This window comes from Desertihabitans brevis, from assembly GCF_003327535.1.
Taxonomy (GTDB): domain Bacteria; phylum Actinomycetota; class Actinomycetes; order Propionibacteriales; family Propionibacteriaceae; genus Desertihabitans; species Desertihabitans brevis.
On record NZ_QOUI01000001.1, the window covers coordinates 36,902 to 58,074 of the forward strand.

Genomic DNA, 21,173 nt, shown 5'->3' on the forward strand with positions numbered 1-21,173 from the left:
TCTTGCTTCAGTACGACCAGACTGTCACATGTCCGGCCGGTGCGGAACCCGGGCGGGGGGTGAACACGCGGAGAAACCTGCTCAGGTCCAGCTCGAGGCGTCGGGTCGCCAGCGGTGCCGGGCCAGGTCGACCCGGCCGTCGCGGACCAGCACCCCCTCGGCGAGCAGCTCCGGCACGGCCCGCTCCCGCACCGGGTCGGCCAGCCGCCCGTCGGCCCGCACCACCCGCCACCAGGCGACCGGGGCGCCCGCCCGCGACATCACCGCCGCCACCTGGCGGGGACCGCCGCGCCCGACCAGCTCGGCCACGTCGCCGTAGGTCACCAAGCAGCCCGGCGGCACCCGCTCGACCACGGCCAGCACCGCCTCGACGAACGCGTCGTCCACCGGTCCGCGCTGACCGCTCGGGCCGGCATCCGGCGGCGGGGAGAGCTGGGGCACCCGCCCATCCAACCACCGCCCTCTCCACGTCCCGCCGACCGGATGGCCCGGGCTGTCGGTCGGGTCTGGTTGCATGGCGGGCGTGAGTGAGACGAGTGCCGTGCCGGAGGCGGCGTCGCGGGGCGAGCAGCGCTACCGGCTGCTGCCGCCGGCCACCCCCGACCCCGTCGGACCGCCGCTGGACGTGCGCCAGCGCGCGGTCGTCGAGCACCGGGACGGTCCGCTGCTGGTGCTCGCCGGTCCCGGCACCGGCAAGACGACGACCCTGGTGGAGGCCTGCGCCCAGCGGCTGGAGACCGCTCCCGACGCCGGGCAGGTGCTGGTGCTGACCTTCTCCCGGCGCGCCGCGGCCGACCTGCGGCGCCGGATCGCCGCCCGGCTGGGTCGCTCCACGGTGACGCCGACCGCGATGACCTTCCACGCCTTCTGCCTGGCGCTGGTGCGCCGCTTCGGCGACGTCGACGTCTACGGCCACGAGCTGCGTCTGCTCACCGCACCCGAGCAGGAGTTCCGGGTGCGCGAGGTGCTGGCCGGCACCGAGCAGGTGGTCTGGCCGCCGTCCTTCGCCCAGGCCCAGGGCACCCGCGCCTTCGCCGCCGAGGTCCGCGCCGTCGTGGCCCGCGCGCGCCAGCTGGGGATGGATCCCGAGCAGGTGGTCGCCGCCGGCGAGGCGGCCGGTCGGGAGGACTGGGTGGCCCTGGGCCACTTCTTCGAGGAGTACCTGACGGTGCTCGATGCCGAGCAGGTGATCGACTACACCGAGCTGGTCCACCGCAGCCGGATCCTGCTCACCGACCCGCACGTGCGGGAGCGGCTGCGCACCGAGCTGTCCGGGGTGCTGGTCGACGAGTACCAGGACACCGATCCCGCGCAGGTCGAGCTGCTGCACTCCCTGGCCGGGGACGGCCGCGACCTCGTCGTCTTCGGCGACCCCGACCAGTCCATCTACGCCTTCCGCGGCGCCGAGGCGCGGATGCTGGCCGACTTCCCTGAGCGGTTCCGCACCCGCTCCGGTGCGCCCGCGCCGGTGCTGGCCCTCGGCACCAGCCGACGGTTCGGACGCCGGATCGCCCACGCCACCCGGCAGGTGGCCGAGCGGCTGCCGGTGCCGGCCGGGGTGCCCGCCGAGGAGGTGCGCGCCTTCCGCCACCCCGAGGTCGCCGACGACGGCGTCGGAGCCGGACGGGTCGAGGTGTGCACCTTCGACTCGGTCGGGGCCGAGGCCGAGCACATCGCCGACCTGCTGCGCACCGCCCACCTGCGCGACGGGCTGGACTGGTCGGAGATGGCGGTGCTGGTGCGTTCCGGACGGCTCGGGCTACCCCCGCTGAGCCGGGCGCTGACCGCGGCCGGGGTGCCGGTGGAGGTGGCCGGCGACGAGATCCCGCTGGGGGCCGAGCTGGCCGTCCGCCCGCTGCTGCTGGCCCTGCAGGTGGCCGGGCGCGGTGCCGGCGGGGGCGGGCTCCGGCTGGACGCCGACGAGGCGTCGCGGCTGCTGCTCTCACCGCTGGGTGGGCTGGACGGGCTGGGTCTGCGGCGGCTGGGACGCGCGCTGCGGGAGGTCGAGCGGGCCGAGCTGGCGGGAGCGGCGCTGCCGCGGCCGTCGGCCGACCTGCTCCGCCAGGCCCTGGTCGAGCCGGCGCTGCTGGAGGAGCTGGAGCCGATGCCCGAGGTGGGCCCGGCCCGACGGCTGGCCGGCCTGCTGGTCCGCGCCGAGCAGGTGGTCGCGGGGGGCGGCACCGCCGAGCAGGCGCTGTGGGAGCTGTGGAGCGGCACCGACTGGCCGCAGCGGCTGCGCCGGGGGGCCGCGGCCGGTGGTGAGCAGGCTCGGCGCAGCGACCGCGACCTGGATGCGGTGTGCGCGCTGTTCGAGCTGGCCGCCCGCTCCCAGGAGGTGGTGGGCACCCGCGGCGTGGAGGGGTTCGTGGCCGAGGTGGAGGGCCAGCAGATCCCCGCCGACACCCAGCGCGAGGCCGACCTGCGCGGGTCGGCCGTCCGGCTGCTGACCGCCCACCGCTCCAAGGGTCTGGAGTGGTCGCTGGTGGTGGTGGCCTCGGTGCAGGAGGGGGTGTGGCCCGACCTGCGCCGCCGTGGGTCGCTGCTGGAGGCCGACCGGCTCGGCCCGGAGGGCTTGGGCGAGCCGGCCCCCGGCCGGAGCCGGCTGGCCGAGGAGCGCCGGCTGTTCTACGTCGCCTGCACCCGGGCCCGGCGCCGGCTGGTGGTCACCGCGGTGGCCGGGACCGAGGGCGAGGGTGACCAGCCCTCGAGGTTCCTCGACGAGCTGCGGGTCCCGGTGCGCAGCGTCACCGGACGTCCGCGCCGCCCGCTCACCCTGGCCGGTCTGGTCGGGGAGCTGCGCCGGGTCAGCGTCGACCCCGACAGGCCCCCGGCGCTGCGCGAGGCGGCTGCGGTCCGGCTGGCCCGGCTGGCCGACGCGACCGACGACGACGGACGTCCGGTGGCCGCCACCGCCGAGCCCGGACGCTGGTGGGGGATGGACGAGCTCACCCGGGCCGACCGCCCGGTGGCGCCGCAGACCGCGCCGGTGCGGGTCTCGGGGAGCTCGCTGGCCGCGCTGCTGGAGTGCCCGCGGCAGTGGTTCCTCACCCGGCGGGCCCGGGCCGAGCCGGGACGCGGGACGGCGGCCAGCGTCGGCTCGGTGGTGCACGTCCTGGTCGAGCACGCCGCCCGGGAGACGATCGGGGCTCCCGACGTCAGCGCCCAGCTGGACCGGGTGTGGAGCCAGATCGGCTTCGACGCCAAGTGGATGGAGGCCGGTGAACGGCTGGAGGCCGAGCTCGCGCTGGAGCGCTACTTCGGCTGGGCCGGTCGCGCCACCACCCGCTCGCTGCTCGGCACCGAGGTCGGCTTCGAGGTCGAGGTGCCGGTCGGGGTGGAGCGGGTGGTGCTGACCGGCTCGGTGGACCGGCTCGAGCTCACCGCCGACGGCCGGCTGCAGGTGGTCGACTTCAAGACCTCCCGCCGCGCGGTGCGCCCGGCCGAGGTGGCCTCGATGGACCAGCTCGGCGTCTACCAGCTGGCCGCCCAGCACGGCGCCTTCGACGCCGTCGCCCCCACCCGGGCGCTGGCCGGGGCCGAGCTGGTGTTCCTGCGCCAGCAGGACGGCGACGGCGAGCCGTACCCGGTGGTGGTCTCCCAGCCGTCGCTGGACGAGCAGCCGCACCCGCCCGGCTCCGGACCGCAGCCGTGGCCGACCTGGGTGCACGGCCGGCTGGCGCAGGCCGCCGCGCTGGTGCGGGCCGAGCGGTTCGACGCCCAGGTGGGGGAGTCGTGCCGCTGGTGCGCGTTCACCGCGAGCTGCCCGGCGGTCAGCCGGGGCGGGCAGGTGGTCCGGTGACCCTGCTGAGCACCCCCGCTCCCCGGGCGCTGACCCCGCGCCGGCTGCGCGGGCCCGACGACCTCTGCGAGGCGCTGGGGATCGCCTTCTCCGACCAGCAGCTGGAGGCGGTCACCGCGCCGCTGGAGCCCGGCGTCATCATCGCCGGGGCCGGGTCGGGCAAGACCACCGTGATGGCGGCGCGGGTGGTCTGGCTGGTCGGCACCGGAGAGGTCCGGCCCGAGCAGGTGCTCGGGCTCACCTTCACCCGCAAGGCCGCGGCCGAGCTGTCCACCCGGGTGCGGGCCGCGCTGTCGCGGGCCGGGGTGCTCGACACCAGCGGCGTGGACGAGGCCGGTGAGCAGGTGATCATGACCTACGACGCCTTCGCCGCCCGGCTGGTGTCGGAGCACGGTCTGCGGATCGGGGTGGAGTCCGAGCCGACCATGATCACCGGCGCCACCCGCTACCGGCTCGCCTCCCGGGTGGTGCGCGCAGCGGCCGGGCCGTTCGAGCAGATCAGCCGGTTCCGCCCCGGCACCGTCACCGACCGGGTGCTGCGGCTGGACGCGGAGATGCGCTCGCACCTGGTCGAGGCGTCCGACCTGGACGCCCACGCCCGCGAGACCCGGCTGGCGCTGGCCGAGGCCCCGCTGGCGCGCGGCGGGCGTCCCTACGCCGCGGTGCGGGCCGCGGGTGTGCGGCTGGAGGAGCGGCTCGAGCTGGCCAGCCTGGTGCGGGACTACCAGGCGCTCAAGGAGCGGCTGGGGGTGGTCGAGTTCGCCGACCAGATGGCGGTCGCGGCCCGGTTGGCCGCGGAGGTGCCCGAGGTCTCGGAGCAGCTGCGCTCCTCGTACCGGGTGGTGCTGCTCGACGAGTACCAGGACACCTCCTCGGCCCAGGCACGGCTGCTGCAGGGGCTGTTCTCCGGCAGCGACGCCGCCGACGGCCGCGGGCACCCGGTGACCGCGGTCGGCGACCCGTTCCAGGCCATCTACGGCTGGCGGGGGGCGGCGGCCAGCAACATCACCGCCTTCGCCGACACCTTCCGCACCCGGGACGGCCGGCCGGCGCGGTCGTTCGCGCTGACGGTGAACCGGCGCTCGGGGCAGACGATCCTCGACGTGGCCAACGTGCTGGCCGTCCCGCTGCGCAGCGGCGACTCCGGCGTCGACCTGACCGACACCATCCTGCGGGCGCCGGAGAGCGCGGGAGCGGGCCAGGTGCGGGCGGCCACCTTCGACACCTGGCCGGAGGAGGTGTCCTGGATCGCCGAGCAGGTGGTGGCCGCACGGGAGGCCGAGGAGGTGGCGGCCTGGTCCGACATCGCCGTGCTGACCCGGCGCAACGCCGACATCGCCGCGCTCTACGGCGAGCTGACCAGCCGGGACGTGCCGGCGGAGGTGGTCGGTCTCGGCGGGTTGCTGACGCTGCCGGAGGTGGCCGACGTGGTGAGCACCCTGGCGGTGCTGGACGACGTCACCGCCAACCCCGACCTGGTTCGGCTGCTCACCGGCCCGCGGTGGCGGATCGGCGCCCGCGACCTGGCCCTGCTGGGGGCGCGGGCCCAGGAGCTGTCCACCGAGCGGGCGGGCCGGCCGGGCGGCACCGGGGTGGACGCCGTGCTGGACGCGCTGGACGAGGCGGTCGCCGAGGTCGACCCGACCGAGATCACCAGCCTCGCCGACGCCCTGGCCGACCCCGGGGACGGCCCGTACTCGGAGGAGGCGCGGCAGCGGTTTGCGCGGCTGGCCGGCGAGCTGGCGGCGCTGCGCGCCCACGTCGACGAGCCGGTCCTCGACCTCACCCGGCGGGTGGTGGGCGCGCTCGGGCTCGACGTCGAGCTGGTCGCCACCCCCGAGCTGGACCGCTCGCAGCGGCGCAACCAGCTGGCCGCCTTCCTCGACGCCGTGGCCGGCTACGTCGACGTGGACGGGGACGCCTCGCTCAGCGGGTTGCTCGCCTACCTGCGGGCCGAGCTGGAGCAGGGCACCGGGCTGGACCAGGCGGTGCCGTCGGACGCCGACGCGGTCAAGCTGCTCACCGTGCACCGCGCCAAGGGGCTGGAGTGGAGCCAGGTGTACCTGCCCGCACTGGTCGAGGGGGTGTTCCCCAGCGACCGGGTGACCGACAACTGGGTGACCAACCCGGCGGTGGTGCCGGCCGAGCTGCGGGGCGACGCCGAGGCGATCCCGCAGCTGGAGGAGGTGAGCAACGCCGCCTTCACCCGCTACGCCCAGGACCTCAAGGCCGAGACGCTCAAGGCCGAGGACCGGCTGGCCTACGTGGCCGCGACCCGCGCCAAGCGGGTGCTGGTCGGTTCGGTGCACCGCTGGCGGGAGGGGGTGCAGAAGCCGCGGAGGCCCTCGACCTACTTCACCGCGATCCGCGCCGAGGCCGAGCGGCAGGGGCGGCTGCTGCACGTGGCCCCCGACCCCGAGCCCGGGGCGGTCAACCCGCTCACGGTCGAGGCGACCCCGGTGCCCTGGCCGGCCCCGCTCGACCCCGACGCGTTGGCGCGCCGCCGTGAGGCCGCCCGCGCCGTGGCCGCGGCGCGGGAGCGGTTCCGGCGCACCGGCAGCTACGAGCCCGAGACCGCGCCGGAGCTGCTGCTCGACCAGGAGGAGCAGCTGGCGGTCTGGGACGCCGACCTGGAGCGGCTGGTGACCGAGGTCGGGGAGGGACGCCGACGCCGCCGCGAGGTGCGGTTGCCGACCTCGCTGACCGCCACCGAGCTGCTGCGGGCCCGGGCCGACCCGCAGGAGTTCGCGGCGGCGCTGGTCCGGCCGATGCCGCGGCCGCCCTCGCCCGGGGCGGGGCTCGGCACCCGGTTCCACCGCTGGGTCGAGCAGTTCCTCGGTGCGACCGCGCTGGTCGACCTGGACGAGGTGCCGGGCAGCGTGGACGAGGGGCTGGCCGGTGAGCAGGAGCTGGAGGAGCTGTGCCGGGCCTTCGCGGCCGGCCAGTTCGCCGAGCGGCGGCCCACCCACCTGGAGCTGCCCTTCACCACCCGGCTGGCCGGGCACCTGGTGCGCGGACGGATCGACGCCGTCTACTGCGACGGGGCGCACGACACCGCCGGTGCGGGAGCGGACGGGGAAGAGCCGTGCTGCCTGGTGGTGGACTGGAAGACCAGCCGGCACCACCTGGCCGACCCGGGCCAGCTCGCGGTCTACCGGGCGGCCTGGGCCGAGCTGGCCGGCGTCCCGCCGGAGCGGGTGCGGGCCGCCTTCTACTGGGTGCGCGAGGACCGGTTGGAGGTGGTGGACCCGCTGCCCGAGATCACCGCTCCCGCAGGGTGAGCGGGGTGGTCGGCGCCGAGTGGGACGGACGCGGTCGCGGCACTACCCTTGCGCCGGTGAGAAGCTGGGCCGCAGGCAGCGCGCTGGACCGCCAACCCCTCCACCGGCAGAGCCCGGAGTGGCTGGCCCGGCTGTGGGAGCAGGAGAACGCCCGTCTGCTCAAGGTGACCGAGACCGGGGAGTTCTACACCTGCGACAGCGGACGCCGGCTGCGGCTGCCGAGGCCGTTCGTCGCCTTCGACCCGCAGCGGCACTACCTGCTGGGCACGGTCGCCGAGGTGCCGGTGTTCACCGTGCTGTCGCTGCCCGAGGGTGAGACCGGCAGCCTCCGCACGGTGGGCCACCAGCTGGACGAGCAGGAGCGCGAGCTCGCGACGGTCGCGGTCTCGCTGGTCAACTGGCACCGCCAAGCCGCCCACTGCCCCGTCTGCGGGGCGCCGACGACGGTGCTCCACGGCGGCTCCTCGCGCCGCTGCACCCGCTGCGGGGAGCAGCTGTTCCCGCGCACCGACCCGGCCGTGATCGTCGCCGTCGTCGACCCCGAGGACCGGCTGCTGCTGGCCCGGCAGGCGTCCTGGCCGGAGGACCGCGCCTCGATCCTCGCCGGGTTCGTCGAGGCGGGGGAGTCGCTGGAGCAGGCGGTGCACCGCGAGATCCTCGAGGAGGCCGACGTCGAGCTCACCGACCTGCGGTACTGGGGCAGCCAGCCCTGGCCGGTGCCGCGGTCGCTGATGCTCGGCTTCACCGCCCGCTCGGCCTCCAGCGAGGTCACCGTCGACGGCGACGAGCTCGTCACCGGACGGTTCTGGAGCCGCGAGGAGGTGCAGCAGGCGGTGGCCGACGGGTCGCTGGTGCTGCCGATGAGCTCCTCGATCGCCTCCCGGATGATCCGGGCGTGGTTGGACGGGCGGCTGCTCGGGGACGGGTGACCGCTCAGGGCCGCACCGGGGTGGCCCGGCAGTGGTGCCCGGCCAGGGCCTGCTGCCGGCGGCGTCCGGGCGGGCTGCAGAGCAGGGCGGCCAGGACGACCACCGCCGCCCCGAGCAGGGTCCAGCCGTAGCCCACCTGGGCGATCGCCAGACCGGCGAGCACCGGACCGAGCAGGGTGCCGACGGTCAGCGCGCTGTTGACGGCGGCCAGTCCGGCGGCGGGGTGGTCGGCGAAGACCCGGGAGCTCCAGATGCCGTGGGCGGCGATGACGGCGTTGTAGCAGGTGCCGAAGAGCACGGCGGCCGCGAGCGCGACGGGCAGCTGCCCGGTGCCGACGGCGAGCAGGGCCAGCGAGGCCGCGAGCGCGACGCAGGCGGTGAGGTACCCCACCCGCAGTCCCGTCCGGGACAGCACCACCCCGCTGAGCGAGGCCACCACCCCGGCGACGCCGCAGACGGCGTAGACCACCCGCGCCGCCGTCGGGTCCAGGCCGGCGTCGCGCAGGGCGTCCACGCTGAACGACCACCAGACCGCGCTGCCGGTGCCGACCAGCACCGCCGAGAGCAGCAGCGGCCCCGAGCGCGGGCAGAGGAACCAGGTCCAGCTGAGCTGGGGGCGGCGGAGCGGGGCCCGGCTGCGACCGGGGGCGAGCAGCACCGCGGCGAGGCCGACCACCACCGCGAGCCCGACGAACACCAGCCAGGCCGTCCGCCAGTGGGCACCGGCCAGGATCGCGACCGGTCCGGCCAGCGCGACCCCCCAGCCGGTACCGGAGCTGATCGCCGACCAGGCGACGTCGCGGCGCTCCTCCCGCACGTCGCGGGCGACCAGGTCGGCGTAGGGCGGGAAGGCGAACCCGGCGGCCGCCCCGGCGACCAGCACCCCCAGCGCGAGCAGCGGCGTGCTGGTGGCGACGGCGACCAGGGCCATCCCGACCGCGGCCGTGCCGGCGGCGAGCCCGACGGCCACCCGCGGCCCGAACCGTCCGCTCACGCCGACCACGGCGAGGTTGGCGAGGAGGTAGGAGGCGTAGGAGGCCGAGGAGATGAGCCCGGCCGCCCCGGGGCTGAGCGAGAGCTCGGCGCGCATCTCGGGCAGCAGCAGCCCGTAGCCGTAGCGGGCCAGGCCGAAGGTGACCGCGACCATGGCCGCGCCCGGCAGCACGGTGCGGCCGAGCGGCCGGCCGCGCTGCGCGGTCGGTTGCACCGTCGTCTCAGCCACGGGCCACCTCGGCCGGCGTGGTGTGGGCGAGCGGGCACCCGACGCCGCCGGAGGCGCAGGCGTCCCGGTCGCAGAGCCGGCAGAGCCGCAGGGCGGGCAGGTGCTCCTCGGTCAGCCCGCCGACGAGGAGGCCGAGCAGCCGCTCGAGCTCGGCGCGGTCGGCGGGGGACAGGTCGCGGACGACGTCGGCCAGCGCCGCCTCGCGGGCGTGCAGCACCGCCTCGGCGCGCCGGCGGCCGACGTCGGTCAGCCGCACCCGGCGGCTGCGGGCGTCCGTGCCGGCCACCCGGGTGACCGAGCCGGCGGCCACCAGCCGGTCGACCAGACGGGTGACCCCGGAGGCGGTCAGCCCGAGCACGGCACCCAGCCAGGACACCGGCTGGTCAGGGTGGGCCAGCAGCGTCACCAGGGCGGCGCGCTCGGTCGGGCCGGTGGTGGGGGCGCCCTCGGGCTCGGCGGCGACGAGCCGGTCGGTCAGGGCCAGCGCCGAGGCGCCGAGCAGGTTCTCCAGACGGGCCATGGCGCCATCCTGCGCTACTTGACTGACGCAAGCAACCATTCGTCGGAGAGGTGACGGCTACAGGCGGTGGCGCAGCCCGGAGGCCCGGTTGGCCGGGCGCTCCACCGCGCGGCGCAGAGCGTCCTCGGTGCCGATGACCTCGACCCGGTCCCGGGCACGGGTGACGGCGGTGTAGAGCAGCTCGCGGGTCAGCAGCGCGGAGTCCAGCGGTGGCACCACGAAGGTGACCTGGGCGAACTGGCTGCCCTGGGCCTTGTGCACCGTCATGGCGTGCACCGACTGCACCGCGTCGAGGTGGATCAGCGGGTGCAGCACCGGCTCCCGCCCGCGGGAGAAGGCCGCCTGCAGCCCACGCCCGGTGCTCACCACCACCCCGGTGTCGCCGTTGTACAGGCCGATGTCGGGATCGTTGGCGGTGACCAGCAGCGGTCGGCCCAGATACCACTCGCCGCCCTCGCCGTAGCCCTCGACGGCCTCGGCCAGCCAGCCCTCGACCACCCGGCTCCACCGGGCCACCCCGAAGGGCCCGCCGCGGTGGGCGCAGAGCACCCGGTGCTGCTCCAGCGCCTCGACCGCCTCGGCGGCCCGGCCGGCGCGCGCGGCGGCGTCCACCGCCCGCCCCGAGCGCAGCACCGCCTGCCGCAGCGGCTCCAGCCCGGCCAGCGGATCACCCCCGACCGCGGAGGCCGCGAGGTCGGTCTCCACCCACGACAGGTGCTGCCCCCCGGCCCGCAGCACCGCCACCGCGTCATCGGCCCGTCCCGCACGCAGGGCGTCGGCCAGGGCGCCGATCTCGGCACCGAACCGCCAGGTGTGGCGCAGCTGCACCACCCCGCGGGCCACCGGGGCCAGCTCCACCTCGGCCGGCCGCGCCCCGTCGGCGTCGGGGCGGTCGTCGGCCCGGGCCTGCTGCAGCGCGGTCAACCGGACGTCGTCGGGCCGTAGCGCCGGGGCGGCCGCGGCGGCGCCGGCCACGTCGGCCATCACCGCGCCCGCCTCCACCGAGGTGAGCTGGTCGGGGTCGCCCACCAGGACCACCCGGGTGCCGCTGCGGGTGGCCTCGAGCAGCCGGGCCATCATCGGCAGCGAGACCATCGACATCTCGTCCAGCACCACCACGTCCCAGGGCAGCGGGTGGCCGGCGTCGTGGCGGAACCGGGTGCGCGAGTCCGGTCGCCAGCCCAGCACCCGGTGCAGGGTCGCCGCCCGCAGGTCGGCCACCGGTGCGGCGAGGTCGGCGGGCAGCCGCGCCGACTCGGTGCGCACCGCCTCCTCCAGCCGGGCCGCCGCCTTGCCGGTGGGGGCGGCCAGCATGATCCGCAGCCGGCCGCCGTGCAAGGCCTGCAGGGTGGCGAGCACCTTGGCCACGGTGGTGGTCTTGCCGGTGCCGGGCCCGCCGGCGATCACCGACACCCAGTGCAGCACGCAGCTGGCGGCGGCCACCCGCTGCCAGTTCGGCTCCCCGGGCTCGAGCCCGTCGCGGTCGAAGAGGCGGTCGAGCAGCCCGGCCAGCTGCTTCGGGTCGACCGCGGGTGGGGTGGCCTCGCGGCGTCGCACCAGCTGGTCGCGGACCGACTCCTCGGAGGCGAAGTAGCGGTCGAGGTAGAGCAGGTCGCCGTGCAGCAGCAGCGGTCGCGGCTCCCCGGGCACCGGGCCCTCCGCGGTGGGTTCGCGGTAGCGCACGGCCGGGCTCTGCCGCAGCTTCTCCCGCCAGGCCGTGGGCTCGGGCCAGGGGAGGGTGGCGGTCTCCACGGTGGCCTCGTCGACCTCGAACACCTCCGCGTCGACCGTGGTCAGGTCGACGCAGACCGACCCGCCCCGCAGCGCGCGCACCGTCAGCGCCAGGGCCAGCTGGACGTCGGGGTCGGCCTCGCCGCACAGCCGGCTGAGGGTGAGCGCGACGTTGACGTCGGCCACCGAGAGCACCCCGCGGGCGTTGAACTCGGCCAGCACGCCGGTCGCGCGGACGGCGACCTCCTCCACCGTGGCGCTCATGGCGTCCTCCTCCCGGGTCCGGCGGCCAGCAGGTCGGACAGCTCCAGCACCAGCGCCGACGGCGGGCGCCACCCGAACACCCCGTAGGGCAGCCCGTCGCTCAGCGGCGTCGCCTCCCCGGCCATGCCGCGGACGAAGAGGTAGAGGATGCCGCCCAGGTGCTGGTCGGGGTCGTAGCCGGGTAGCCGCCAGCGCAGGAACCGGTGCAGCGCCACGGAGTACAGCAGCGCCTGCAGCGGGTAGTGCGAGGCGATCATCGCCTCGGCCATCGCCTGCCGGCTGTAGTGCCCGACCCGCAGCGGCTGCTCGCGCGGGCCGAGCCAGTTGGTCTTGTAGTCCACCACCAGGTGCCGGGAGCGGTCCGGCCCGACCCGCAGCACCGCGTCGATGCTGCCGGTGAGGAACCCGCGCAGGGTCTCGGTCTGGAGTGCCGGGTCGCGCAGCGCCGCTGGGTAGGTGGCGAGCACGTCGTCGGCGGGCAGGTGCCGGTCGACCAGCTCGGCCACGTCGGCGAGGGTGGCCGCCACCTCGACCGGCTGGTGCCCACCGCCCAGCGGCAGCTCGAAGTCGAGCTCGGGCAGCCGGTCGGTCGCCGCGACCGAGGCCAGCGTGCGGTGGTCGGCCTGCGGGCCGAGCGGGGTGTGCATCGCCGGCACCAGCGCCTCGGCCAGCTGCCGTGCCCCGAACCCGGTGGCGGGCAGCCGCTGCAGCTCGCGGGCGGCCAGCCCGGTCAGCGCGTCCACCAGGTCGTCGGCGGCCGGGTCGACGTACTCCAGCAGGGTGTGCACCAGCGAGCCGAAGGCGACCCCGCCGGGGAAGTCGGCCAGCGGCGAGGGCTGGTCGGCCTCGGCGGGGACGGCTGCGGCCGGCACGCCAGCCCCGAGCGCGTCCGGGGCGGGGGTGGCCGGCTCCGGCTCGTCCGGCTCCTTGTGCGGCGGGGCCTCGCTGCCCACCCCGGCCACCGGCACCGGCGCGTGGTGCGCCGCGGCGGTCAGCGCGGTGTAGGACGTCCGGCGCCAGTCGGTGTCGAGCTCACGCTCCAGCACCCGCACGCCCAGGGACGCCGGGGCCGCCGGCGGGTCGGCCGCGACGCCGCCGCCCCGCGGGGCCACCGGCTCGGCGCGCACGAGGTGGCGGGGGTGGCCGGTCAGCTGCAGCGGGGAGGCGTCGGCGGGGTAGCTGCTGGCCGGGTGGAGCGCGGCGGGGTCGCGCTGCAGCAGCCGGTGCAGCGCGCTGGAGGGCGTGTTGTGGCTGGCCGAGCCCCACCAGGCCACCACCTGGCACTGCGCCCGGGTCATCGCGACGTAGAGCAGCCGCAGGTCGTCCCCGGAGTCCTCCTCCCGGGCGCACAGGAACCGCTCGCGGCGGCCCTCGGCCTGCTCACCGCCGACGTCGACCACCCGCTCGCCGTCGGGCGCGTGCAGGCGCAGCACCCGGCCGTCGTCGTCGCGCAGGTGCCGGTCCCAGCCCGAGGGCAGGTAGACGATGGGGAACTGCAGGCCCTTGCTGTGGTGGTAGGTGAGGATCTGCACGCAGGCGCCGTCGGTCTCCAGCCGTCGCGAGCGCTCGTCGCCGTCGGCGGCTGCCTGCCGGATCCGGGTGCGCAGCCACTCCAGCAGGGCGGCGGTGCCCAGGTGGTCGCGGACCTTGGTCTGGTGCAGCCCCTCCGCCACGTGCCGCAGGTCGGTCAGCAGCCGCTCCCCGCCGGGACGGGAGAGCAGCCGCTCGGCCAGCCGCTGCTCGCTGGAGATGGCCTCCACCAGTGCCGCCACCCCCTGGTGCTCCAGCAGACCGGCCCACACCCGCAGCCGGCGTCGCAGGTCGTTGAGCTGCTGGTCGTCGGCGGCGGCCAGCTCGTCCAGGCTCCAGCCGACCAGCGAGGTCAGCGCGGCCTCCCGGACCGAGCGCTGGTGCGGCTCGAGCAGCGTCTGCAGCAGCACCGCCCAGTCGTGCGCGGCGGGGGAGCGGTGCACCGACTGGCTGCCGTTGACCACCGCCGGCACCCCGGCCGCGGCCAGCGCCTCGCGCAGCTGCTCGGCCCGCTCGTTGGCCCGCACCAGGATGGCCACGTCACTGGCCCGCACCGGCCGCCAGTCCCCACCGTCGACCCGCAGCTCGGCGTCGCCGGCCAGCAGGGTGCGCAGCTCGGCGACCAGGTCGTCACGGATCCGTTCGCGGACCGGGCCGACCCGCTGCGGATCGCCTTCCAGCACCCGCAGCCGCAGCGGGACGGTGGGGTGGCGTCCGCTGACGCTGCGGATGCGCGACCCGGTCAGGCCCGGCTCGACCGATCGGACGAGGATCCGGTCGTCGCCCAGCGCGCCGCCCTCGAAGAGCGCGAGCACGGCGCGCACCATGTCGGGGTCGGAACGCCAGTTGCGGGCCAGCGTGGAGCTGGTGTGGGCCTCGGTGACGGCCTCCAGGTAGGAGTGCACGTCGGCGCCGCGGAAGGCGTACACCGCCTGCTTCGGGTCGCCGATGAGGATCAGCGTGCTGTGGCCGTGGAAGGCCCGGCGCACCAGCCGCCACTGCACCGGGTCGGTGTCCTGGAACTCGTCGATCAGCACCACCGGGTACCGCTCGCGCAGCCGGCCGCAGGCCGCCTCCCCGTGGTCGGGGTGGTCGAGGGTGTCGGCCAGCCCGGTGAGCATGTCGTCGAAGGTGTACACCCGCCGCCGGCGCTTGCGGCGCTCCACCTCGGCGCGGACCGCCCGCGCCAGCTCGACCCGCTCCCGCACCAGCGGGGACGGGTCGTCGGCCGGCACGATCGTCAGCCCGGGCGCCTGCACCACCGCGGTGGCCACCTCGATCGCGTCGGCGAAGGAGAACGGCGGACGTGCGGCGCCGTCACCGTCGAGGCGTCCGAACCGCCGCAGGTACTCATCCGCGCAGACCTCGCGGACCAGCTCGTCGAGGTTCTCCACCAGCACCGCGTCCGGGTCGTGGGTGGCGAGCACGCCGAGGGAGTCCAGCATCCGCTGGCAGAACTCGTGGGTGGTCGCGATGGTGGCGGAGTCGAAGTCCGACAGCGCGTCGGCGACCGCCTCGTGACGGGCCCGCAGCTCCTCGACCGGGCCGGTGGCCAGCAGCCGGTCGACCTCGTCGGTGCCGGCAGGCAGCTCCCCGCGCAGGGCGGCCGCGAGCGCGGCCCGGGTGCTCTCCAGCCGCTCGCGGGTGCGCACCCGCAGCTCCTGGCTGGCGGCCCGGCTGAAGGTCACCATCATCAGCTGGCCGAGCCGGAACCGGCCCTCGGCGACGTAGCGGGCGGCGAGCGCGGCGATGGTGTAGGTCTTCCCGGTGCCGGCGCTGGCTTCCAGCACGCAGGTGCGCTCGGGAAGCGGCCCGCACACGTCGAAGGCGGGCAGATCGGGCAGCGGGGTCGTCACCGGGCCTCCCGGTGCGCCAGCAGCGGCTCCCACACCGCCAGCGCCAGCGCCCCGAAGCGGTGCCGGACGCCGGTCGCCTCGCGCTCGGCGGGTTCGGCGTCCACCGCCAGCAGGTCAGCCCGGGAGCTGCCGATGGTGCGGGTCCAGGCCTCGTCGGCGAAGCCGAGTCGCAGTGTGCCCTCCCACTGGCGCGAGCCGAGCGCGCCGTCGTCGTCCAGCCCGCCGCGCCGGGCGCGGGCGTAGGCGGCGGCCGGGTCGACCGGCAGCGGCGCGGGCCGGCGGCGGCCGTCCAGCGCGATGCCGACCAGGCGGGTCAGCAGGGTGCGGGCACGTTCGGGCGGCAGCGGACCGAGCTCGAGCGGCGGGTTGAAGCGGTCCGCCGGACCGACCCCGCGGGCGCGCCAGTCCACCTCCGGCCGGGCGGCCGCCAGCAGCAGCAGGTCCAGCCACAGCCGCAGCTGGTAGCGCGGGCGCAGCTTGGAGAACTGCAGCGCGGTGATGTAGGAGCCCCGGACGCCGGTGACCGCGCCGCTGAGGCCCACCTGGCGGCTCCCGCCCGCGACGGGGACGTCCAGGGTGAGCCGGCCCTCCACCGTCTCCGGGATCTCGGTGACGTCGACCCGGGCCGCGCCGAGGACGGCGTCGACATCGGCGCGGACGCTCTCCAGCAGCCGCTCGCCCAGCGCGCCGGGCGGGACGGCGCCGCGCAGCTGCTCGGCCCGCTTGAGCCGGGCCCAGTCCGAGCCGGACAGCGCACCGGCGAGCACCCGGTTGCCCACCGCCCAGCGCTGCAGCCCGTCCAGCTCGATCGGGATCTCCTCGCCGTGGCCGTCCTCCTGCTCGTCGGGGTAGAGCCCCACGCGGGAGCGCAGGAACTCCTTGCCCGGGTGGTCGAAGAACCGCTTGAGCTCGGTCAGCTCGAGCACGTCGGGCGGCGTCGGTTCGGGCAGCGCGGCGAGGTCGAGCTCGGGGGCGGGCTCGCGTGGGCCCAGGCTGGCCCGGGCCCCGCGCAGCGCCACCGGGTCGAAGCTGAGCGGTGGGCCGCCGCCGGCCGACGGCAGGAAGTTGGCGGGGGAGAACGGCTGCAGCGGGTGGCGCACCCGGATGCGCTCGCTCACCGGCGGGCCGTCCTGCTGCCGTGGGCGCACCGTCTCGTCGACGGCGTCCAGCAGCTCGCGCAGCGGCACCGCGTCCGGCCGGCGGGCGCCCGTCCGCGGGTCGGTGCCGCCGTGCACCACGACCAGTGTCTCCCGGGCCGCGAGCACGGCGTCCAGCAGCAGCTGGCGGTCCTCGCTGACCGGGTCGCGGTCGCCCACCAGCGGGGCACGGGCCAGCACGTCGTCGCCGTCGACGCCGCCCGGGCGGGGGAAGACACCGTCGTCGAGGCCGAGCAGGCAGACCACCCGGTGCGGGACGGCGCGCATCGGCGCCAGGGTGCACATGGTGAGCGCGCCGGTGCGGAAGCTGCCGCGGGTCGGACGTCCGCGCAGGTCGTCGTCGAGCAGCCCGCGGAAGTCGGCGAGCGAGAGCTCCGGCGCTCGTTCTGGGTCGAGGTCGGCGACGAGGTCGGCGAGCTGGGCGAAGGCGTGCCCGAGCTGCCACTGCTCGTCGGGGCCGACGGCGACCAGCGCCTCCAGGGCCTCCCGGGAGGCCGCCACCCACCCGGTGATCGGCTGGGGCCGGGAGAAGGCGGTGACAGCCCGGCGCACCCGGCTCACCAGCTCGGCCAGCGAGCCCACCAGCTCGACCTCGGAGGAGTCGACGCCGTCCAGCGGCAGCACGGTGCCCAGCACCGGCTGGCCGTCCTCGCTCATCGCCACCCCGGCCAGCATCCGGGCCAGCCCGGCCGCCCAGGTGTTCTGCGGGAAGGCCGACATCCCGAACTGCCCACGGTGCAGGTGGTCCAGCCCCCAGCGCACCCCCGACTGCTCCAGCAGCTCGGCGATCCGGCGGTGGTCGTCGGTGCGGAAGCGGAACCGGCGTGCCACCGCCGGCGTCGCGGCCAGGTCGGCCAACGCGGTGCCCGGCGCTCGGGAGACGGTGAGGTCGAGCACCGCCACCAGCAGCTCCAGCAGCGGGTTGACCTGGCGCAGCGAGCGGTCGGCCAGCCGCACCCGCAGCCGGTGCCCCGGGTGGGCGGTGAGGTCGGCGTCGTGCACGGCCAGCCCGAAGCAGGCCTGGATCAGCGGCGCGTAGGTGTCGATGTCGGGGCACATCACGACGACGTCGCGGGGCTCGAGGGTGGGGTCGTCGGCGAGCAGGCCCAGCAGCACGTCGCGCAGCACCTCGACCTGGCGGTCCGGGCCGTGGGAGGAGTGCAGCTGCACCGAGGTGTCGTCGGGACGCCACACGGCGCGCTCGACGGGCGGGCGCGGCGGTGCGTCGGCGAGCACGTCGGCCTGCAGCCGGGCCAGCAGGGTGGTCGGCTCGGCCGGCGGGGCGGGGTGGTCGACGTGGCGGGTGGGGACGGTGGCCAGCACCTGGCGCAGCTCGCGCTGGTCGCGTCCCAGCCGGTCGGTGAGCCGGTGCCGTCCCCGGCTGCGGTCGTCGGCGCGCAGCCCGGGCGGACCGGAGCGGGTCACCGGTGCCAGCGGGAAGGGCAGCCACAGGTGCACCTCCCGGTGCGCGGCCAGCGCCTCCAGCAGCTGCAGCTGGCGGGAGCTGAGCCGGGTGGGGCCGAACACCGACAGCCGCCGCGGCAGCGTGCTCGCCGGGCCCCGCTCGCGCAGCGCGGTGACGGCCCGGGAGAGCCGCTGCGCCGGGTCGGGGGTGCCGACCTCGGCGGCGAGGGCGCGCCACAGCCGCGGCTGCCAGGCCAGGTCGTCCGGCACCGGCGCGAGGTCGGATCCGACGTCGCGCCCGGCCCGCCAGGCGTCCACCATGGCGGGGCGCTCGGCGGCGTAGGAGGCGAAGAGCCGGGCCAGCCGGCGGGCGGTGCTCCACCGCCGCCCGCTGCCGACCAGCTCGTCGGTGTCGGCCGCCCCGCGCAGGTGGGTCGCCACCGGGGCGAACCAGGGCTCGGCCGCGACGGTCTCGAAGGTGCGCAGGCAGGACCAGACGAGCCGCCGGGGGTGCCAGGGGTCGCCCGTCCGGTCGTCGGCACCGGTGGCCTCGAGGACCACCTCCTCCAGCAGCGCGTCCAGACCCGGGAAGGCCACCCCGGCGCAGACGCCGTCCCCGGCCGGACCCAGCCGCTCGGCCAGGGTCTGGGCCAGCCAGCGCTCCACCCCGGGCGTGGGCACCGAGACCACCTCGGTCGCGAAGGGGTCGTCCATCGGCTCGGCCAGCAGCTCGGCCAGCGCCCCGGCGAGGACGTCGGCCCGGGGCCCGGAGTGCACCCGCAGGCCCGGGGGCGCGTCGCTGCCGGCGCCGGGCGTCGGGGCGTCGGCGTCGGGCTCGAGGAGGAGGTCGAGGGCGGGCTGGCTCATGGTCGGACCCACCCTAGGGAAGCCGGCCGACAGTTTCCGCCCGAGCGGACGGCCGGGACGGAATCCTCCTCGGCCCGGCCGGGTTGTGCCGGTAGCAGGGGCGGGTCCGACCCGTCCCGTCGAGCCGAGGAGGACGAGGCAGGCATGAGCCAGATCACGATGTACACGACCAGCTGGTGCGGGTTCTGCGCCCGGCTCAAGACGCAGCTGGACCGGCAGGGGATCGGCTACGACGAGGTGGACATCGAGCGCACGCCGGCCGCCGCCGACACCGTCACCGAGATCAACGGGGGCAACCGAACGGTGCCCACCCTGGTCTACGCCGACGGCACCGCCATGACGAACCCGAGCGCGGCCCAGGTGGCGGCGAAGCTCGCCTCGCTGTAGCCCTCGGCGGTGACGGCCGCCGGTTGTCGGTGCCGCTCCGTAGGGTGGTCGCCGTGGTGGATCTCGACCCCGGACGCGCCCCGGACGGCGCCGGAGCGGAGCGGCTGCTGGCCGCCCTCGACCCCGAGCAGCGGACGGTCGCGACCAGTCTGACCGGGCCGGTCGTCGTCCTCGCCGGGGCCGGCACCGGCAAGACCCGCGCGATCACGCACCGCATCGCGTACGGCACCGCGGTCGGGGCCTACCCGCCCAACAGCGTGCTCGCGGTCACCTTCACCACCCGCGCCGCCGGGGAGATGCGCGGCCGGCTCCGCGCGCTCGGGGCCACCGCCGTCCAGGCCCGCACCTTCCACTCCGCCGCGCTGCGGCAGGCGCAGTACTTCTGGCCCAAGGTCACCGGCGCCGCGCTGCCGCCGATCGCGGAGAACCGGATGGGGCTGGTCGCCGAGGCGGCCGGCCGGCTGCAGCTGGGTGGCGACACCGGCCGGCTGCGCGACCTGCTCGGCGAGGTGTCGTGGGCCAAGGTGTCCAACGTCTCGCCCGAGGAGTACCCGGCGGTCGCGGTGGCGCGGGGCCGGGAGGTGGCCGGGCTCGAGCCGGCCGCCGTGGCGCGGGTGCTCACCGGCTACGAGGAGGTCAAGCGGGAGCGGGAGCGGATCGACTTCGACGACATCCTGCTCTGCACCGTCTCGCTGCTGGCCGACCACCCCGAGGTGGCCGACGAGGTGCGCCGCACCTACCGGCACGTGGTGATCGACGAGTACCAGGACGTCAGCCCGCTGCAGGAGAGCCTGCTGCGCCTGTGGGTGGGCGAGCGCGACGACCTCTGCGTGGTGGGCGACCCGGCCCAGACCATCCACTCCTTCGCCGGCGCGCGCGCCGACTTCCTCACCGGCTTCGCCCGCCGCCATCCCGGCGCCACCGTGGTCCGGCTGGTGCGCGACTACCGCTCCACCCCGCAGGTCGTCGAGATCGCCAACAAGGTGATGGCGGCCCGCCCGGCCGGCGACGCGTCCGGCCGGCTGGAAGCCGTCACCCTGCAGGCCCAGCGTCCGCCCGGGCCCGCACCCGAGCTCGCGGTCGCCGACGACGAGGCCGCCGAGGCCGAGCAGGTCGCGGAGTGGCTGCGCGCCCAGCACGAGGCCGGGGTGGACTGGCGCGAGATGGCGGTGCTCTTCCGGATCAACGCCCAGTCCCCGGCCTACGAGGCCGCCCTGGCCGACCGCGACGTGCCCTACCTGGTGCGCGGGGCGGAGCGGTTCTACGAGCGGGCCGAGGTGCGCCAGGCGCTCGGGGCGCTGCGGGCCGCGGCCCGGGCGCTGGCCGGCGACCCGTCGGCCGAGGGTGCGGGGGAGGTGCTGCGCCAGGTGCGCGACGTGCTGGCCGGGACGGGCTGGACGCCGGAGCCGCCGCGCGGGGCCGGTGCGGCCCGGGAGCGGTGGGAGTCGGTGCAGGCGCTGCTCGGGGTCGCCGAGGACGTGGTCGGCTCCGGGGCGGGCAGCACCGTGGCCGACGTGGTCGCCGAGCTGGAGGAGCGGGCGGCCGCCCAGCACGCGCCGATCGCGCACGGCGTCACGCTGTCCACGCTGCACGCGGCCAAGGGCCTGGAGTGGGACGCCGTCGCGCTGGTCGGCGTCCAGGAGGGCACGGTGCCGTTCGTGCTGGCGCAGTCACCGGCCGACGTGGAGGAGGAGCGGCGGCTGCTCTACGTGGGCATCACCCGGGCGCGGGAGCGGCTGCGGATCTCCTGGGCGCGCAGCCGCAGCAGCGGTGGTGCGGTGCGTGCGCCGTCGAGGTTCCTGGCCCCGGTGCTGCCGGCCTCGCCGACCAGCGCGCCGGCGGCGTCCCGGCGTCCGCGGGTGAGCGGCCGGAGCAGCCTCACCGCCACCTGCCGCACCTGCTCCGGACGTCTGCACGACGCGGCCGAGCGCAAGCTGGGGCGGCACCGCGACTGCCCCTCCAGCTACGACGAATCCACCCTGGAGCGGCTGCGGGAGTGGCGTCAGGAGCAGGCCGCCGAGCAGAAGGTGCCCGCCTACTGCGTCTTCACCGACGCCACCCTGGTGGCGATCGCGGAGCGTCGTCCCCGCACCGATGCCGAGCTGGTGGCCATCCAGGGCCTCGGCCGGGTGAAGGCCGAGCGGTACGGCGCGGAGGTGCTCCGCCTGCTCGCCCCGGAGGGCTCGCAGGACGGTGTGCAGAAGAAGTCGAAAGTCATCGGTTAAA

11 protein-coding genes are annotated in these 21,173 nt (G+C 76.5%); 5 read left to right on the forward strand and 6 right to left on the reverse strand.

Annotated features, from left to right (window positions below):
• Positions 1-81 precede the first annotated feature (81 nt).
• A complete protein-coding gene (locus DT076_RS00170; RefSeq protein WP_233493540.1) occupies positions 82-441 on the reverse strand; it encodes an MGMT family protein in 360 nt (119 codons plus the stop codon).
• A gap of 82 nt (positions 442-523) precedes the next feature.
• Here DT076_RS00170 and DT076_RS00175 point away from each other — a divergent pair, with 82 nt between their 5' ends.
• The 3 genes from DT076_RS00175 to nudC are packed head-to-tail and all read left to right on the forward strand — an operon-like array spanning position 524 to position 8,009.
• Positions 524-3,799: an ATP-dependent helicase gene (locus DT076_RS00175; protein WP_233493541.1), complete on the forward strand. Its 3,276-nt coding sequence runs from the start codon at positions 524-526 to the stop codon at positions 3,797-3,799.
• On the forward strand, positions 3,796-7,080 hold the full coding sequence (locus DT076_RS00180) for an ATP-dependent DNA helicase (protein WP_158547997.1): 3,285 nt from the start codon (positions 3,796-3,798) through the stop codon (positions 7,078-7,080). The genes DT076_RS00175 and DT076_RS00180 overlap by 4 nt, the downstream gene beginning before the upstream one ends.
• 56 nt (positions 7,081-7,136) lie before the next feature.
• Complete coding sequence (gene nudC / locus DT076_RS00185; RefSeq protein WP_158547998.1) at positions 7,137-8,009, forward strand: NAD(+) diphosphatase; 873 nt, start codon at positions 7,137-7,139, stop codon at positions 8,007-8,009.
• A 4-nt stretch (positions 8,010-8,013) separates the two neighbouring features.
• Here nudC and DT076_RS00190 read toward each other — a convergent pair whose 3' ends face one another.
• The 5 genes from DT076_RS00190 to recC are packed head-to-tail and all read right to left on the reverse strand — an operon-like array spanning position 8,014 to position 18,560.
• The gene (locus DT076_RS00190) at positions 8,014-9,231 is read right to left on the reverse strand and encodes an MFS transporter (RefSeq protein ID WP_114124653.1); all 1,218 of its coding nucleotides are present in this window, start codon (positions 9,229-9,231) and stop codon (positions 8,014-8,016) included.
• Positions 9,224-9,751, reverse strand: coding sequence for a MarR family winged helix-turn-helix transcriptional regulator (locus DT076_RS00195; RefSeq protein ID WP_158547999.1), 528 nt, complete (start codon positions 9,749-9,751; stop codon positions 9,224-9,226). Before DT076_RS00195 ends, DT076_RS00190 begins: the two co-directional genes overlap by 8 nt.
• Positions 9,752-9,808: 57 nt before the next feature.
• A complete protein-coding gene (gene recD / locus DT076_RS00200) occupies positions 9,809-11,746 on the reverse strand; it encodes an exodeoxyribonuclease V subunit alpha (RefSeq protein ID WP_114124655.1) in 1,938 nt (645 codons plus the stop codon).
• The gene (locus DT076_RS00205; RefSeq protein WP_114124656.1) at positions 11,743-15,132 is read right to left on the reverse strand and encodes a UvrD-helicase domain-containing protein; all 3,390 of its coding nucleotides are present in this window, start codon (positions 15,130-15,132) and stop codon (positions 11,743-11,745) included. Before DT076_RS00205 ends, recD begins: the two co-directional genes overlap by 4 nt.
• Positions 15,129-18,560 carry an exodeoxyribonuclease V subunit gamma gene (gene recC / locus DT076_RS00210; protein WP_114124657.1) on the reverse strand — a complete coding sequence of 1,144 codons (3,432 nt, stop codon included), beginning with the start codon at positions 18,558-18,560 and terminating at the stop codon, positions 15,129-15,131. Before recC ends, DT076_RS00205 begins: the two co-directional genes overlap by 4 nt.
• A gap of 144 nt (positions 18,561-18,704) precedes the next feature.
• Here recC and DT076_RS00215 point away from each other — a divergent pair, with 144 nt between their 5' ends.
• Both DT076_RS00215 and DT076_RS00220 read left to right on the forward strand, forming a co-directional pair.
• Positions 18,705-18,947, forward strand: a complete 243-nt coding sequence (locus DT076_RS00215; protein WP_114124658.1) for a mycoredoxin — start codon at positions 18,705-18,707, stop codon at positions 18,945-18,947.
• A gap of 53 nt (positions 18,948-19,000) precedes the next feature.
• Complete coding sequence (locus tag DT076_RS00220) at positions 19,001-21,172, forward strand: ATP-dependent DNA helicase UvrD2 (protein WP_233493542.1); 2,172 nt, start codon at positions 19,001-19,003, stop codon at positions 21,170-21,172.
• Position 21,173 lies beyond the last annotated feature (1 nt).